The following is a 13,608-nucleotide window of genomic DNA, read 5'->3' as shown; positions in this document are numbered from 1 at the left end:
TGCCGTCCACCGCGGTCTTGGGCCCGTACCTCTTGGTCAGGCCGCGTGCTTCGATCATGACTTCGCCCCTCCGAGGGTCGTTCGTCCGGGATGGTCCTGGTGCACCGCGGGAAGGTCGCTCCGGTCCGGCCGGGCCCCTCACCGCGAGGTACGTCTCGAGCCTACGGACGGGCTCGGCGTCGGGCAGCCATCTTGCGACGTATCTTGCCGCCGTCGTGACCCGGGGCGCGTACGCCGCGCGGCGTACACGACGTCCCGGCGTGTGGTCCGCTGGTCGGGACTTCGCTCGCGAGGCGCGGAAAACCCGCGGGAACAGTGGCCGGGACTCGCACGTTCCCTAGGATGAACACAGGCCAGCGACACCCGACTCGAGGCGAGACGCCGATGACGAGGCCCGCTGAGAGGTAGTGGACGCCGCGACCAGGAGGAGCTCATGAGCAACCCCGTCTTCAACAACAGCGCGGTCTTCGGCGAGCCGAAGAACCGGCGCGGTGGGGCGGCCACGCAGGCCGCACCTGCCTACGGGAGCCCGCCCGCACAGGGCCAGGGCCCCGCGTACGGCACGCCCCCGCAGGGCGCGCAGTGGGGTGCGTACGGCGCCCAGACCGCGGACGCGGCGCAGCTCGACGCGATGTACAGCGCGCCGTCGGCGACCACGGCGGACACCAAGCGCCTCACGTACGACGACGTGATCATGAAGACGGGCGGTCTGCTCGCGCTGCTCGTCGTCGTCGGGGCGGCGTCGTGGTACCTCACGCCGCAGATGCCGTTCCTCTACCTGCTGGGTGCGATCGCCGGCCTGGTGCTCGGCCTGGTCAACGCGTTCAAGCGGAACCCCAGCCCGGCCCTGATCATCGCCTACACCGTGGCCCAGGGCCTGTTCCTCGGTGGCATCAGCCTCGCGTTCGGCACCATGACCGTCGGCAACGGCGGGAACCTCACGGACATCGTCTTCCAGGCGGTCCTCGCGACCGTCGCGACGTTCGCGGCCGCGCTGTTCCTGTTCCGCTCCGGCAAGGTGCGCGTCACCCCGAAGTTCACGCGCTGGCTGCTCATCGCGATGGTCGGGTACCTCGCGTTCTCGCTCGTCAACGTCGTCCTCGTGCTCTTCGGCGTCCTCGACGGCTGGGGCATGCGCGGCGGCACGATCGGCATCGTCGTCGGGCTCATCGCGGTCGGCCTGGCCGCCGCGTCGCTCATCGTCGACTTCGACTCGATCAAGCGTGGCGTCGAGGCCGGCGTCCCCGCCAAGTTCGCGTGGTCGGCCGCGTTCGGCCTCATGGTCACGCTGATCTGGCTCTACCTCGAGTTCCTGCGCCTCTTCGCGATCCTGCAGAGCAGCGACTGACGGTGGCGCGCAGCACCCGTGAACCGGCACCCGCGGCGGACCTCCCGCCGCGGGTGCCGGTGTTTCTGGCCGGGCTCGTCGTCGCGGCGGCCGCGATGCTCGGCGTCCAGGTCCTCTACATGGTCGTCTCGGGCGCGCCGCCCGCGTGGCTGTCGTTCGCGGCGCTCCTCATCCTGCTCAGCGTCCCGACGGCGGGTGCCGCCGTCGCCTGGCTCGGCACCCGGATCACGCGTGACGCCACGGAGCGCCGGGCCGCGCTCGTGTTCGCGGCGCTCGGCCTCGTGGCCGGAGCGCTCTGGGGCTCGTTGCTCGCGGGCGGGATCGCCCGACAGCTCGCCGACGCGGGCGTGGGCGGCGGGGGCGCGCTCGTGGCGGGTGCGGCCGCCGTCGTCGGGGTCACCGCCGCGGTCGGCGCGGGTCTCGGCCGGCTCGTGGCGCCCGAGGCCTCCGACCGCCCGCTGCTCGTCGTCGTGCTCGGCGTCGTCGTGGTCCTCGTCGCGATCCTGGGCCTCGTCGGCTGACGGCCCGCCCCGTGAGTGCGGGAAAGTGTCGCGGTCGGGCGTCTCCGCCGCGACTCTCTCCCGCACTCAGCGGGGGTCAGGCGGGGAGGCGGCCGGCGGCCGAGGCGAAGCCGAGCCACGTGTGGCGGTTCCCGGCCCAGCACCAGCCGACCTTCGGGGCGCCGCGGCGCTCGCGCCCGTCGCGTCCCGTGCCGTTCGAGATCCAGAGCGCGGGGGTGCGGGTGTCGAGGCGGCCGTCGGGCTTGCGCAGCCGTGAGCCGACCGTCATGTAGCAGTGGTTGCGCGCGAGGACGTCCGGCGCCTGGAGCGCCCAGTGGATCCCCTCGTGCAGCAGGAGCGGCGTCCGGCCGCGCGCCGTGAGCTCCGGCAGCGCCTCGTCCGGGGACCAGCTCGCCAGGTCGTCGCCGCGGTCGACCTCCGTGACGAGCGAGAGCGGCCCCGGCGGGACGACGATTTCCTCGATCGGCGTGAAGCGGTCCACGTCCGTCATGTCGACGACGACGAAACCCTCCTTCTCGCCGTCCTTCGCCGGGAGCCGCAGCAGGGGAGCCAGCGCCGACGGCGGCGCGAGCGCCGGGTCGACGACGAGCAGCGCGCCCGCGGGGGCGGTCGCCGCGAGGTCGGCCGCGGCGGCGCGGAACGCGTCCGCGGTGAGACCGGCGATGTCGTGGACGCCGAGCGCGACGAGGCGCTCGGCCTGGGCGACGACGTCGGGCAGCGGGGGGAGCGCGGGCGGCGCGGAGGCCGCTGCGGGGGACGCGGGACGGGTGGCGGCGGTCGTGGGCTCGGGCACGGGTCACCTCTCGGTCGGGGATGTCGGCGGCCTCAACGCTCTACACCGTACGGGAATTCCCGTCGCGAGCGACCCTCGTGCCGGGCGTCGGTCGGGACGGTGCCCGGTCGAGCACGCGCGCGGCCCGGATCGGGGATGATCGGGGCATGAGATACGCAGAGCACGTGTCCGAGCTCGTCGGCGGTACCCCGCTCGTCCGGCTGTCCCGTGTCACCGCAGGCCTCAGCGCGACGATCCTCGCCAAGGTCGAGTACGTGAACCCCGGCGGCTCCGTCAAGGACCGCATCGCGCTGAAGATGGTCGAGGCCGCGGAGGCCTCGGGCGAGCTCCGGCCCGGCGGCACGATCGTGGAGCCGACGTCGGGCAACACGGGCGTCGGGCTCGCGCTCGTGGCGCAGCGCAAGGGGTACGACTGCGTCTTCGTCTGCCCGGACAAGGTGAGCCAGGACAAGCGCGACGTGCTGCGCGCGTACGGCGCGCGGGTCGTCGTCACGCCGACCGCCGTGGCCCCTGACCACCCGGACTCCTACTACTCGGTCTCCGACCGGCTGGTCCGCGAGATCCCGGGCGCCTGGAAGCCGAACCAGTACGCGAACCCGAACGGCCCGGCGTCGCACTACGAGTCCACCGGCCCCGAGGTCTGGGCCGACACCGACGGTCGCGTGACGCACTTCGTCGCCGGGGTCGGCACGGGCGGCACCATCACCGGCACGGGCCGCTACCTCAAGGAGGTCTCCGCGGACCGCGCGGACTCCGACGGCGGTCGCGTGCGCGTCGTCGGCGCGGACCCGGCGGGCTCGGTCTACTCCGGTGGCGACGGGCGCCCGTACCTCGTCGAGGGCGTGGGCGAGGACTTCTGGCCCGACGCCTACGACCCGGCGGTCCCCGACGAGGTCATCCCGGTCAGCGACGCCGACTCGTTCGCGATGACCCGGCGCCTCGCGCGCGAGGAGGGCCTGCTCGTCGGCGGGTCGTGCGGCATGGCGGTCGAGGCGACGCTGCGGCTCGCGCGCCGGCTCGAGGAGGAGGACCCGGAGGCGGCCGCGCGGGCCGTCATCGTCGTCCTGCTGCCGGACAGCGGGCGCGGCTACCTCTCCAAGATCTTCAACGACGCGTGGATGCGGTCCTACGGGTTCCTGCCCGACGAGGAGGGCGTGACCGCGGGCGACGTGCTGCGCGCGAAGGACGGCCGCCTGCCCGACCTCGTGCACACGCACCCGAGCGAGACGGTCCGCGACGCCATCGAGATCCTGCGCGAGTACGGGGTGTCGCAGATGCCCGTCGTCGGCGCCGAGCCGCCCGTGAAGAGCGGGGAGGTGGCCGGGTCGGTGAGCGAGCGCGCGCTGCTCGACGCCGTCTTCTCCGGCCGCGCGTCGCTCGCCGACCGCGTGGACCAGCACATGGAGCCCCGCTTCCCGCTCATCGGCGCGGGCGAGGGCGTCGAGGCGGTGCGCACCGCGCTGCACGACGCCGACGCGCTGCTCGTCGTCGAGGACGGCGACCCGGTCGGGGTCCTCACGCGGCACGACCTCCTGGGGTTCGTCGCCGCCCGCTGATCCCCACCGGGCCCCCGCGCGCCTCAGGCTCCGGCCGGCGGGCGCGCGAGGGACGCCAGCCCGGCGAGGAGCGCGCGGACGTGCAGGTCGAAGCTGCGGTCGAGGTCGTCGGGCAGGCGGTAGCCGCCGCCGAGCTCGAGCGCGACGAAGCCGTGCAGGCTCGCACGCACGGACCGGACGGCGTCGACCGTGCGGTCCTCGGGCAGGTCGAACCCGCGCAGCACGGCGGCGACGACCTGGACGCTGCGCCCCGCGGCCGCCGACAGCGCGGCGTCCGCGGGGTCGTCCGGGTCGGGGGCGACCTGCACGGCCGCGTACCGGCCGGGGTGCGCCCGGGCGTACTGCCGGGTCGCGTGCGCGAGGGCGGCGACGGCGTCGGGCCCGGCGAGGCCGACCGTCGCGTCGGTGAGGGCGCGCGTGTAGTCCTCCACGGCGACGACGGCGACCTCGCGGCGCAGCGCGGCGAGCGAGCCGACGTGCTTGTAGAGGCTCGGCGTCGCGACGCCCGCCTGCGCGGCGACCTTGGCGAGCGTGAGGTCGGCGAAGCCCGTCGGGCCGCCGGCGTCGACGAGGTCGAGCGCGATCCGGACGACGGCGTCGTGGGACAGCCCGGCCCTAGCCACGAGCGTCCTCCGACCGCTCGGCATCCGGGCGCGCGTCGGCGTCGGGCAGCCCCGAGAGGAAGTCGAGGGTCGCGGCCACGACCTCCTCGGGCGCCTGGAGCTGGGGGTAGTGGCCGACGTCGGGCAGCAGGAGCGTGGTCGCGCCGAGCGCCTGCTCGGCCCACGCGGCCTCGGCGGCCGGGTCGGCGTAGTCGGGGTCGAGCGCGCCGTAGACCGCGAGCACGGGCGCCTCGACCTGGGCGACGCGCGGCTCGACGACGCGGTGGTCGAGCTGGAGGGTGAGGTCCCGGAAGGAGCGCAGGCGCCCCGGCTCGGAGAGGTTGGCGCGGATCGCGGCCTGGTGCGCGGCGAGGCGTGCGGGGGTGCGGCCCTTGTTCAGCGAGCCGTAGAACGAGGCCCAGAACGCCGCGCCCCACGGTCGTGCGAGCGCGACGCGGTAGAGCATGCGCATCGCGCGGAGCCTCGCGGGGGACGACGGCTCGCGCAGGAACCCGTCGAGCAGGACGAGCCCGCGCACGAGGTCGGGACGCAGGGCCGCGGCGACGACGGCGGCCGACGCCGCCATGGAGCTGCCCAGCAGGACGGCCGGGCCGGCGTCCAGGTGCTCGACGAGCGCGACGTAGTCGGACGCGGTCGCCTCGTCGCCGTGCGTCGCGAAGGTCGTGTCGCTGTCGCCGTGGCCGCGCAGGTCCATGACGACCACGCGGTGGCCCGCGGCGACGAGGTGGGGGACGACGTCGTCGTAGGTGGCGCGGAGGTCGCCCATGCCGGGCGCGGCGACGACGAGCGGGCCGGAGCCCTGGTCGGTGTAGGCGAGGCGTCCCTCGGCGCGGGCGAGGTGGCGCACGGTCGGGTGCTGGCTCGTGGTCATAGCTGCAAGGCTAATGCCATTAGTCAACGAGGGCAAGAGCTCCGGCGATCGCGCCCGGCCGGGTCGTGGCGACCCGCGTAGGGTAGGGAGACCCGCGCCCGCGCGGGCCTTCCCGCACCCGACGAGAGGCAACCTCGTGACCGACCAGCCCACCCTCCCCACCGCCTCGGGATCCTTCGGCGAGAAGCCGACGCTCACCTTCCCCGAGACGGACGCGCCCAGCGGTCTGCAGGTGGTCGTGCTCACCGAGGGCGACGGCCCGGCCGTCACGTCGGGGCGCAACATCGTCGTGCACTACCTCGGCCAGACCTGGGGCGGGCACGTCTTCGACAACTCCTACGACCGCGGCGACACCATCGCCTTCCCCATCGGCGTCGGCGCCGTCATCGGCGGCTGGGACAAGGGCCTCGTGGGCCAGAACGTCGGCTCCCGCGTGCTGCTCTCGATCCCGCCGGAGCACGGCTACGGCCAGCGCGGCGTGCCGCAGGCCGGCATCGGCGGCACGGACACGCTCGTCTTCGTCGTGGACGTCGTCGACGTCCAGTGACCTCGTGAGCGCGGGGTGCCCGTCGTCGCGGTGATCACCCACGACGGGCGCCCGCCGCTCAGCGCCGCACGGACCGCGTCACCGTGAAGCGCGGGTCGCGCGCGACCTGCGTCGTGGGCCCGACCGCGCGCTCGAGCGCGGGGCGGTACCGCAGGTGCGAGTTCCAGACGCACCACAGCTCGCCGCCCGGTCGCAGCACGCGCCCCGCGGTCGCGAACATGCGGTGCGCCGCGTCGGTGCGCACCGCCGCGCCGTCGTGGAACGGCGGGTTGAGCAGCACGACGTCGGCGCTCGCGTCCGCGAGGGTCGCGCCCGCGTCGTCGCGCACCGTGCGCACGCGGTCGGCCACGCCGTTCTCGCGCGCCGTGAGCGCCGTCGAGCGGACGGCGGCGTCCGAGCGGTCGGCGGCGACCACCCGCGCGTCGGGCCAGCGCCGGGCCGCCCACGCGGCGAGCAGGCCCGTCCCGCACCCGAGGTCGACGACGTCGCGCGGCGCCGCACCCTGCCCGCCGGGGGTCGGTCCGTCGTCGGCGCCGAGCCGGTCGAGCAGGAACCGCGTGCCGAGGTCCAGGCCCGCTCCCGCGAAGGCGGCGCCGAACGCCGCGACCCGCAGGCCGACGTCGGCCAGGTCGGTGACGACCGGGTAGGTGAGCGGGCGCGCCGGCCGGGGCGCCGACGCGACGAGCACGCGGGACTTGCCCCGGGCGAGGCTCGCGCGCACCTCGCCGAACGACTCGGCGAGGACGTCGTTCATAGCGCGCGTCATGTGCTTGACGCGCGCGCTCCCGAGGAGCACGACGTCCGGACCGGCCTCGCGCGCGGCGTGCTCTGCGACGTCGCGCAGCGCCGCGAGGCCGCGGGGGAGCCGCAGCAGCACGACCCGCGCCCCGGCCAGGAGCCCCGCGTCGAGGCCGTGGCGGTCGTACGCCGTCGCCATCCCCGCCGCGCGCGCGTTCGCGTCGAGCGCCGCCTCCGCGGTGCACGCGTCCTGGTGGACGCGCACGCGCCCCCCGGGGGCGGTCGCGCTCCCGGCTTCCCCGGCGGGTCCTGCCCCGGTGAGCAGCGCCGCACCCAGGGTGAGGGCGCCGTACCGGTCGTCGACGACGGCCACGGCCCCCGGCGCGACGCCGGCGAGCAGGGGCGACGCCTCGTCGAGCAGCAGGCGGTCGGCCGGGTCGACGGCGACCGGTGCGTCCTCCCGGTCCGGGCCGACGTCGTGGGTGCGCAGGCGCTCCAGGAGGGCGGCGAGGTCGGGCGAGGTCGTCACCGCCCCAGTCTCCCCGACGCCCGGTGGTCGCCGCGCCGCGCGCCCGGCGGAGCGCTACTGTGCGACTGCGGAGAGCGAGGAGGCACCCGTGGACGTCCCGCGAACCCTGGTCGAGTCCCGTGCCGTCGGGCGCGCGCTGCGCGACCGGGTGCCGCGCCGCACGCAGGGCGCGCTGCTGCTGCCGGAGCGCGACCCGGTGGCGATCGTCGAGGAGCAGAACCGCGACCGGCTCCAGGACCTCGTCCCGCTGCGGATCGGCCGGATGCTCGAGTCGCCCTTCGCGTTCTACCGCGGCACCGCCGCGACCATGGCCCACGACCTGCGCGACGGCCCCCGGACCGGCGTCCAGGTCGTCGCGTGCGGGGACGCGCACGTCTCCAACTTCGGGCTCTTCGCGTCGCCCGAGCGGCGGGTCCTGTTCGACCTCAACGACTTCGACGAGGCGTCGGACGCCCCGTGGGAGTGGGACGTCAAGCGCCTCGCGGCGAGCATGTACGTGGGCGGGCGGGACAAGGGCCTGGCCGAGCACGACTGCGCGGACGCCGCGCGCGGCGCGGTGCGCGGGTACCGCGAGACGCTCGCCGAGGCGTTCGCGCGCGACGCCCTCGCGCGCTACGCGTTCCTCGTCGACACCGCGGTCATCGAGCCCCTGCTGCTCGACGGCGGGCGCGAGGAGCTCGAGCGGACCGTGCGCAAGGCGCGGCGGCGCACGTCGGAGCAGGTGGTGCGGAAGATCACGAGCCGGACCGCCGACGGCCGCACCCGGATCGTCGACCAGCCACCGGTCACCCAGCACGTGGACACGGCGAGCGTCGACGAGCTCACGACGCTGTTCGAGGCGTACCGCGAGCCGCTGCGCGCCGACGCCCGGCTCCTGCTGAGCCAGTTCACGGTCGTGGACTTCGTGCTGCGCGTCGTGGGCGTCGGGAGCGTCGGGACGCGCTGCTACATCGTGCTCCTCGAGGGGCCCGCGGGGGAGCCGCTCGTGCTGCAGGTGAAGGAGGCGACGTCGTCGGTCCTCGCGACGTACGGCGGGATGGTCGACGCGCTGCCGTCCGGGCTCGTGCCCGCCGGGGCCCTGCCCGCGCAGGGCCGCCGGGTGGTCGCCGCCCAGCGCATCCTGCAGGCGCAGTCCGACCCGTTCCTGGGGTGGACGACCGTCGAGGCGCCCGACCGCACGGGCCGCCCGCGCGTCGACTTCTACTGGCGCCAGTTCCGCGACATGAAGGGGTCCGTCGAGCTCGGCCGGCTCTCGGCCTCGCAGTTCGTGCGGTACGGGGAGCTGTGCGGGCGCGTGCTCGCCCGCGCGCACAGCCAGTCGCCGGGCGCGCGCGTGGCGCACGGCTACCTCGGCCGCTCCGACGTGTTCGACGAGTCCCTCGCGCGGTGGTCGCGCGCGTACGCGGACGTCGTCGAGGGGGACTACGCCGCGCTCGAGGCCGCCGTGACGAGCGGCCGCCTCCCGGCCGAGCGGGGCGTCTGAGCCGGTCCGACGGCGGTGGACGGCCACCCGCGCGCCCCGCCGTCGCCCGTACGCTGGGCGCCATGACGGACGACGCCGCTCAGCCCGGCTCGCACGCCCCCGCGCCCGCCGAGGCGCCTGCGGAGTCCTCCGTGCGGGCAGAGGCTCCGACCGCGCCCGCCGAGGCGCGCGGGACCGCGCGCGTGGCGGTCGAGTACTGCACGCAGTGCCGCTGGCTGCTGCGCGCGGCGTGGGTCGCGCAGGAGCTCCTGCAGACGTTCCGCACGCGCCTGGGCGAGGTGGCCCTCGTGCCCGGCACGGACGGCGTCTTCCGGGTCACGCTCGACGCCGGGGACGGGCCGGTGCTGCTGTGGGACCGCCGCGTCGACGGCGGGTTCCCCGAGATCCCGGACCTCAAGCGCCGGGTGCGCGACGCCGTCGCGCCCGACCTGTCGCTCGGCCACACCGACCGCGCGGCCACCGCGACGGACGCTGCGACGGACGCCGCGACGGACGCGCCGCGCACGGACTGAGGCCGGTCGGGCCGCCCGGCAGACGCGGTCCCGCAGGACGCGGCTCAGCCCTTCTTCGCGCGCGCGGCGGCGAGCCGCTCCTCCTCGGCGCGGACCTTCTTCTGCACCTCGCGCTCGGCCGTCAGCCACTCCGGCGGGTCCTGGCGCAGCGCGTCGATCTCGTCGGTGGTCAGCGGCTCGGTGAGGCCGCCGCGCGTGAGGCCAGAGATGGAGACGCCGAGCCGGCCCGCGACGACGGGCCGCGGGTGGGGGCCGTTTCGGCGCAGGTCCGCGAGCCACTGGGGCGGGTTCTTCTCCATCTCCTCGAGCTGCGCCCGGGTGATGGTGCCCTCCTGGAACTCCTGCGGCGTGGCGGGCAGGTACACCCCGAGCTTCTTCGCCGCGGTGGCGGGCTTCATGGTCTGCGCGGACTGCTTGGGGGTCATGGGCTCCAGGGTAGTCGGCCGGTCGGGTGCCGGCGGCCCGCGGTCGGGCGCGCCGCGGGCGTCCGGCGGGCCTGCGACGGACCGGAGCCGGGCCCGGTGCACGTCGCGCGGGAGCGCGCGGGACCGCGCGCCTAGGCTGTCCGGGTGGACGACGACGCGGGCACGGCTCCCGAGGCAACGACCGACGGCGGCGGGGACGACGGGGCCGGCCGCCGGTTCCGGCTCGCGTACGTCCCCGGCGCGACCCCGGCCAAGTGGGTGCGCACGTGGCGCGAGCGCCTCCCCGACGTGCCGCTCGAGCTCGTCGCCGTCGAGCCCGGCGACGCGGAGCGGGCGCTGCGCGACGACGAGGCCGACGCCGCGATCCTGCGCCTGCCCGTCGACCGCGACGTGCTGAGCGCGATCCGCCTCTACGAGGAGGCGCCCGTCGTCCTCGTGTCGCGCGACCACCTGCTCGCCGCCCTGGAGCCCGAGGAGCCGGTCGCGCTCGACGACCTCGCCGACGACGTGCTGCTGCGGCCGCTCGACGACGTCGTGCCGTGGGCGGGCGAGGCCGGGGCCGCGGACGACGCGCCGCGGCCACCGGGGCGGCCGGCCGACGAGCGGCCCGCGACGACCGGCGACGCGGTCGTGCTGGTCGCCGCGAACGTCGGGGTGGCCGTCGTGCCGCAGTCGCTTGCGCGCCTGCACCACCGCAAGGACGTCACCTACCGCCGCCTGGAGGGGGCGCCGTCGGCCCCCGTCGCGCTCGCGTGGGTCGCGGACCGCGACGACGACCTCGTCGAGGAGATGGTCGGGATCGTCCGCGGCCGCACGGCCAACAGCTCGCGCGGGCGTCGGGCGACGGCGCCCGCGGAGGATGTCGCGCCCGCCCGCGAGCGCCGCGACCGCGACGCGCGCGGTGGCGCGGGCCGCGGCGGAGCGGGCGCCGGTCGTGGGGGAGCGGGCGGCGGGCGCGGCGGGGGCGGCGCGCAGGGCCGCGGCACGCCGAAGGGCCGGGGCGCCCGCGGTCGGGGCGGGAAGCGGCGGTGACGGCCCCGCCGCCCGCGCCGCAGGCTCCGGGTGGCCCGGTCGAGCTCGTGCTGCTCGACGCGGTGCCCCCGGACGAGCGGGGCCGGCTGCTCGCCGCCGCGCTCCGGCTCCGGCTGGGACCCGGGCAGGAGGAGTTCGTGCCGCCCGCGGCCGACGTCGTCGCCGCGGCCCACGCCGACCCGGGCCGGCACCTGCTGGTCGCCCGGCCGCCGGGCGGCGACCCCGTCGCGCTCGGCGTGCTGCACCCCGGCGGTGCCCCGGTCGAGGTCGCGGCGCTGCTCGACGGCGTCGCCCCGGACGGCGTCGTGCTGTTCCGCGGCTTCCTCGTCGACGTCGCGGCGCAGGGCGGCGGCGTCGGGTCGCGCGTCGTGCGGGACCTTCCCGGCGCGGTCGCGGCGCTCGCGGCGCTGCGCGGGCGGACGGCGCCGTACGAGGCGCTCGTCCTCACGGTCAACGACCGCAACGCGGCGGCGCGGCGCGCGTACGCGCGCGCGGGGCTGCGCGACCGCGGCGCGTACCTCGGGGGGAGCGCCGGGCCGCAGCGGGTCATGGCACGCGCGCTCGCAACATAGGCATTGACTTATATAAGCGCAGTCTGAAAGATGGGGGTCATGGAAGCGTTCGACGTCCTCGGCGACCCGGTGCGTCGTCGGATCCTCGAGCACCTCGCGCACGGCGAGCAGCCCGCCGGCGAGATCGCGGCGCGCGTGGGGGAGGAGTTCGGCATCAGCCAGCCCGCGGTGTCGCAGCACCTGCGCGTGCTGCGGACCAGCGGGTTCGCGTCGGTCCGCCCGGACGGGACCCGGCGCCTCTACGCGCTCGACCCGGCGGCCCTCGACGAGGTCGAGGACTGGACCGCGGGCCTGCGCCGGTTCTGGGAGCAGTGGCTGGACGCGCTCGGGACCGAGCTCGCCCGGGGTGCCCGCGAGCGCCGTCGAGCGACGGCACCCGGCGCCGACGAGGACGACGAGCGCCCCACCGACACCACGAGGAGGACAGCATGAAGGACTTCATCGCCGAGCTCGAGGCCGCGCGGCGCACCGTCGGGACGGGAGACCTGCCCGCCGGTGCCGCACGGGTCGTCACCCTCGAGCGCACCTACCCGGCCGACGTCGAGGACGTGTGGGACGCCGTCACCGACCCCGAGCGCATCCCGCGCTGGTTCCTGCCCGTGACGGGCGACCTCCGGGTCGGCGGCACCTACCAGGTCGAGGGCAACGCCGGCGGGGAGATCCGCGCGTGCGAGGCCCCGCGGCTCCTGCGGCTCACGTGGGTCATGAGTCCGCCGACGCCGGAGGACTCGTCCGTCGTCGAGGTCCGGCTCGCGCCCGCGCCGGACGGCGGCACGACCCTCACGCTCGAGCACACCGCCGTCGTGCCGCCGGAGATGTGGGACCAGTTCGGCCCGGGGGCGGTCGGCGTCGGGTGGGACGGCGCGCTGCTGGGCCTCGGGCTGCACCTCGACGGCGGGGCGACGCTCGACCCCGAGGCCGTCCTCGCGAGCCCCGAGCTGCGCGCGTTCAACGTCGCGAGCAGCGAGGCGTGGGGAGCGGCGCTCGCCGCGGCCGACGGACTCGACGCGGACGACGTCGCCGCCCGCGTCGCCGCCACGACGGCGTTCTACGTCCCTGCGGACGAGGACTCCTCCGGCACCCGGTAGGGCCGCCCCCGCGGTCGCCGGTCGCGGGTCGCGCCGCCGGTCCCGCGAGGTACCGCCCTGGGTGGACGCCCCGCGGCGGACGTCCGCCGCGGGGCGGATGTTCACCCGTGGTTCACCCGGCATACCCTCGTCCGATGACTTCGCCCGATTCGTCCCGCACCACGACCCTGCCCGGCCCCGGCCCGACACGTGACGAGGGCGAGGGCACGCTCGTCCGACCCCCGGCGTCTGAGCCGTCGTCCGGGCTCGCGGGGCAGGCGCTCGTGGCGGTGTCGTGGCTCGTCGGGGCGGCGCTCGTCGTCCTCGTCGCCCGGATGCTGCGCGGCCCGAGCGAGTCCCTCTACCTCGCCGTCACGGCGCGCACGGCCGACCTCCCCGGGACGGAGCTCGTCGCCGAGGGCGGCGTGCTCGTGCTCGTGGCCTGGTGCGCGCTCGTGGCCTGGCGCTCGCGTCGGGGGGGGCCGCCCGCGGTCGCGACGACGCTCGTCGCCGGCGTGGGCGCCGTCGCCGCCTACGCCGCGAGCGAGGCCGTGAAGTCGCTCGTGCGGCAGCCGCGCGGCTGCTGGGAGCTGGTCGAGGTCGCGCACTGCCCCGCGGCGGGCGACTGGTCGTTCCCGAGCAACCACACCGCGATCGCGTTCGCCCTCGCGACCGCCGTCGTCCTCGCCGGCGCGCCGGCCGTGCGGGTCCCCGGCGCCGTGCCGGCGCGGCACGCGACCCGCTCCCGTACGCGCGACCTCGCGGTGTGGGTCGTCGTGCCGGCCCTGCTGGCCGTGGCGGTCGCGGCGGCCCGCGTCGCCCAGGGCGTGCACTTCCCGCACGACGTCGTGGCCGGCGCGGCCGTGGGCGTCGCCGTGGTCGTGGCGGCGGTGACGGTGCTCGCCGGTCCCGCCACGACGGCCGTCGCGGCGGCGTGCCGCGTCGACGGGGTGCGCCGCGTGCTGCTCGCCCGACCGTCCTGACCCCGCCC

At 76.5% G+C, this 13,608-nt stretch carries 16 protein-coding genes; 11 read left to right on the top strand and 5 right to left on the bottom strand.

Annotated elements, in window-relative coordinates:
* The first annotated feature begins 433 nt into the window (after positions 1 to 433).
* Both ACPCUX_RS18080 and ACPCUX_RS18075 read left to right on the top strand, forming a co-directional pair.
* A complete protein-coding gene (locus tag ACPCUX_RS18080) occupies positions 434 to 1,348 on the top strand; it encodes a Bax inhibitor-1/YccA family protein (RefSeq protein WP_021482325.1) in 915 nt (304 codons plus the stop codon).
* Between the two features lie 53 nt (positions 1,349 to 1,401).
* Positions 1,402 to 1,869: a hypothetical protein gene (locus ACPCUX_RS18075; protein WP_137281140.1), complete on the top strand. Its 468-nt coding sequence runs from the start codon at positions 1,402 to 1,404 to the stop codon at positions 1,867 to 1,869.
* Between the two features lie 76 nt (positions 1,870 to 1,945).
* Here the strand turns inward: ACPCUX_RS18075 and ACPCUX_RS18070 are convergent, their stop codons facing one another.
* Positions 1,946 to 2,662 (bottom strand): DUF5701 family protein, encoded by a 717-nt coding sequence (locus ACPCUX_RS18070; protein ID WP_423389328.1) that lies wholly within the window; start codon positions 2,660 to 2,662, stop codon positions 1,946 to 1,948.
* Between the two features lie 146 nt (positions 2,663 to 2,808).
* Here ACPCUX_RS18070 and ACPCUX_RS18065 point away from each other — a divergent pair, with 146 nt between their 5' ends.
* Positions 2,809 to 4,218 carry a cystathionine beta-synthase gene (locus tag ACPCUX_RS18065; protein WP_114554192.1) on the top strand — a complete coding sequence of 470 codons (1,410 nt, stop codon included), beginning with the start codon at positions 2,809 to 2,811 and terminating at the stop codon, positions 4,216 to 4,218.
* Between the two features lie 23 nt (positions 4,219 to 4,241).
* Here the strand turns inward: ACPCUX_RS18065 and ACPCUX_RS18060 are convergent, their stop codons facing one another.
* Complete coding sequence (locus ACPCUX_RS18060; RefSeq protein ID WP_423389327.1) at positions 4,242 to 4,841, bottom strand: TetR/AcrR family transcriptional regulator; 600 nt, start codon at positions 4,839 to 4,841, stop codon at positions 4,242 to 4,244.
* On the bottom strand, positions 4,834 to 5,712 hold the full coding sequence (locus ACPCUX_RS18055; protein WP_423389326.1) for an alpha/beta fold hydrolase: 879 nt from the start codon (positions 5,710 to 5,712) through the stop codon (positions 4,834 to 4,836). Before ACPCUX_RS18055 ends, ACPCUX_RS18060 begins: the two co-directional genes overlap by 8 nt.
* A 136-nt stretch (positions 5,713 to 5,848) precedes the next feature.
* On the opposite strand from ACPCUX_RS18055, the gene ACPCUX_RS18050 reads away from it, so the two are divergent.
* Complete coding sequence (locus ACPCUX_RS18050; protein ID WP_009864026.1) at positions 5,849 to 6,259, top strand: FKBP-type peptidyl-prolyl cis-trans isomerase; 411 nt, start codon at positions 5,849 to 5,851, stop codon at positions 6,257 to 6,259.
* Positions 6,260 to 6,317: 58 nt separating this feature from the next.
* Here ACPCUX_RS18050 and ACPCUX_RS18045 read toward each other — a convergent pair whose 3' ends face one another.
* On the bottom strand, positions 6,318 to 7,526 hold the full coding sequence (locus ACPCUX_RS18045) for a class I SAM-dependent methyltransferase (protein WP_423389325.1): 1,209 nt from the start codon (positions 7,524 to 7,526) through the stop codon (positions 6,318 to 6,320).
* A gap of 88 nt (positions 7,527 to 7,614) precedes the next feature.
* Here ACPCUX_RS18045 and ACPCUX_RS18040 point away from each other — a divergent pair, with 88 nt between their 5' ends.
* Positions 7,615 to 9,009 carry a DUF2252 domain-containing protein gene (locus tag ACPCUX_RS18040; protein ID WP_216607995.1) on the top strand — a complete coding sequence of 465 codons (1,395 nt, stop codon included), beginning with the start codon at positions 7,615 to 7,617 and terminating at the stop codon, positions 9,007 to 9,009.
* Between the two features lie 182 nt (positions 9,010 to 9,191).
* Positions 9,192 to 9,521 carry a SelT/SelW/SelH family protein gene (locus ACPCUX_RS18035; RefSeq protein WP_369824970.1) on the top strand — a complete coding sequence of 110 codons (330 nt, stop codon included), beginning with the start codon at positions 9,192 to 9,194 and terminating at the stop codon, positions 9,519 to 9,521.
* Positions 9,522 to 9,565: 44 nt separating this feature from the next.
* Here the strand turns inward: ACPCUX_RS18035 and ACPCUX_RS18030 are convergent, their stop codons facing one another.
* Positions 9,566 to 9,946, bottom strand: a complete 381-nt coding sequence (locus tag ACPCUX_RS18030) for a DUF5997 family protein (protein WP_034650386.1) — start codon at positions 9,944 to 9,946, stop codon at positions 9,566 to 9,568.
* 144 nt (positions 9,947 to 10,090) lie between these two features.
* Here ACPCUX_RS18030 and ACPCUX_RS18025 point away from each other — a divergent pair, with 144 nt between their 5' ends.
* The 5 genes from ACPCUX_RS18025 to ACPCUX_RS18005 all read left to right on the top strand — a co-directional run bounded on the left by ACPCUX_RS18025 (position 10,091) and on the right by ACPCUX_RS18005 (position 13,600).
* Complete coding sequence (locus tag ACPCUX_RS18025; RefSeq protein ID WP_423389324.1) at positions 10,091 to 10,978, top strand: substrate-binding domain-containing protein; 888 nt, start codon at positions 10,091 to 10,093, stop codon at positions 10,976 to 10,978.
* Positions 10,975 to 11,550, top strand: coding sequence for a GNAT family N-acetyltransferase (locus tag ACPCUX_RS18020; protein WP_423389323.1), 576 nt, complete (start codon positions 10,975 to 10,977; stop codon positions 11,548 to 11,550). The genes ACPCUX_RS18025 and ACPCUX_RS18020 overlap by 4 nt, the downstream gene beginning before the upstream one ends.
* 39 nt (positions 11,551 to 11,589) lie before the next feature.
* Positions 11,590 to 11,982, top strand: coding sequence for an ArsR/SmtB family transcription factor (locus ACPCUX_RS18015; protein ID WP_423389322.1), 393 nt, complete (start codon positions 11,590 to 11,592; stop codon positions 11,980 to 11,982).
* Positions 11,979 to 12,638 carry an SRPBCC family protein gene (locus ACPCUX_RS18010; protein ID WP_423389321.1) on the top strand — a complete coding sequence of 220 codons (660 nt, stop codon included), beginning with the start codon at positions 11,979 to 11,981 and terminating at the stop codon, positions 12,636 to 12,638. Before ACPCUX_RS18015 ends, ACPCUX_RS18010 begins: the two co-directional genes overlap by 4 nt.
* A gap of 134 nt (positions 12,639 to 12,772) precedes the next feature.
* On the top strand, positions 12,773 to 13,600 hold the full coding sequence (locus tag ACPCUX_RS18005) for a phosphatase PAP2 family protein (RefSeq protein ID WP_409141616.1): 828 nt from the start codon (positions 12,773 to 12,775) through the stop codon (positions 13,598 to 13,600).
* Positions 13,601 to 13,608 lie beyond the last annotated feature (8 nt).

The organism is Cellulosimicrobium sp. AB352, assembly GCF_049538415.1.
Lineage (GTDB): Bacteria > Actinomycetota > Actinomycetes > Actinomycetales > Cellulomonadaceae > Cellulosimicrobium > Cellulosimicrobium funkei.
Note: the sequence above shows the minus strand (reverse complement) of the source record. Positions and strands in the feature narration are given on the sequence as shown.

Excerpts from the sequence above, each read along its gene's own strand:
- ACPCUX_RS18030 (WP_034650386.1), bottom strand. The coding sequence starts at position 9,946 with ATGACCCCCAAGCAGTCCGCGCAGACCATGAAGCCCGCCACCGCGGCG.
- ACPCUX_RS18080 (WP_021482325.1), top strand. The coding sequence starts at position 434 with ATGAGCAACCCCGTCTTCAACAACAGCGCGGTCTTCGGCGAGCCGAAG.
- ACPCUX_RS18010 (WP_423389321.1), top strand. The coding sequence starts at position 11,979 with ATGAAGGACTTCATCGCCGAGCTCGAGGCCGCGCGGCGCACCGTCGGG.
- ACPCUX_RS18065 (WP_114554192.1), top strand. The coding sequence starts at position 2,809 with ATGAGATACGCAGAGCACGTGTCCGAGCTCGTCGGCGGTACCCCGCTC.
- ACPCUX_RS18005 (WP_409141616.1), top strand. The coding sequence starts at position 12,773 with ATGACTTCGCCCGATTCGTCCCGCACCACGACCCTGCCCGGCCCCGGC.
- ACPCUX_RS18055 (WP_423389326.1), bottom strand. The coding sequence starts at position 5,712 with ATGACCACGAGCCAGCACCCGACCGTGCGCCACCTCGCCCGCGCCGAG.
- ACPCUX_RS18015 (WP_423389322.1), top strand. The coding sequence starts at position 11,590 with ATGGAAGCGTTCGACGTCCTCGGCGACCCGGTGCGTCGTCGGATCCTC.